The organism is Nesterenkonia salmonea (genome assembly GCF_005771525.1).
Lineage (GTDB): Bacteria > Actinomycetota > Actinomycetes > Actinomycetales > Micrococcaceae > Nesterenkonia > Nesterenkonia salmonea.
Genome location: NZ_VAVZ01000113.1, coordinates 1 through 942 on the forward strand (window position 1 = coordinate 1; position 942 = coordinate 942).

At 63.5% G+C, this 942-nt stretch carries 1 protein-coding gene and 1 pseudogene; one reads left to right on the forward strand and one right to left on the reverse strand.

The window, feature by feature from the left end; genetic code table 11:
- Positions 1-413: integrase core domain-containing protein (locus FEF26_RS15500; protein ID WP_138254426.1), on the forward strand; the 413-nt coding region annotated here is incomplete at its 5' end.
- Between the two features lie 56 nt (positions 414-469).
- Here FEF26_RS15500 and FEF26_RS15505 read toward each other — a convergent pair.
- Positions 470-942, reverse strand: a pseudogene (locus tag FEF26_RS15505) (ISL3 family transposase); the annotation flags it as partial.

Here is a 942-nt window from a genome sequence, read left to right on the forward strand (position 1 = left end):
TCGCCTCGATCGTCGATGAGCACACCCGCGAATGCCTGGGCGGGATCGTGGCCCGCAGCATCACCGGCGCTGACCTCACCACCCACCTCGACGCTATCGCCGCTGACAGAGGGCTGCCGGAAGTCCTGCGATGCGACAACGGCCCGGAACTGATCTGCCAAGCCATGGCCGACTGGGCTGGAGAGGTCACCGGTATCCACTACATCCCACCCGGTGCGCCGTGGCGCAATGGCTACGTGGAGTCCTTCAACAGCAGGATCCGGGATGAGTGCCTGAACATCACCAGCTTCTGGTCCCTGGCCCATGCTCGGGTGATCATCGGTGATTGGAAGAAGGAGTACAACACGGTCAGGCGTCACTCAGCGCTCGGTTACCGCAGCCCGGCTGAGTATGCTGAAATCTGTACCCATTGAAGGAACCGCGGCTCGCATAACGTGTGGACCTACTTCCGGGGGCATTCCACCCGCTCTAAGCGTCGGGTCTGGTTGGGTGTGAGGTTCTCGGCCCCTGATTGCAGCACCCGGCGGATGCGGTAGAGCGGATCGCCCTTGCGGCCGCGATGACCGAGGGTGTCTTGCTGGACCCGGCGGCGGACCTCATCGACTGCGGCCGTGCCGAGTTTCACGACGTGGAAGGCATCGAGGACGGCGGTGGCGTCTTCTAGCTGGTCATCGATAGCGGTCTTATACCCAGCGAACGGGTCCAGTGGGGCGACTTCAATCGCGCACCGGAACTCCTCGCTACGGTCTGCTAACCATCCTGCGTAGGCTTTGCCGGTGCGTCCTGGCACCAGGTCTAGCAGCCTAGCCTGCACCGCGCCGTGTTGGTTTCTGGTGAGGTCGACCATGCCGGTCAGGGCCTTCGGGCCCCGCCGGGCGGGGTTGACGTGATGCCAAATATGTTCGTCGACTCCGAGGGTCTTCACCCCTGTGAAACGCCGCT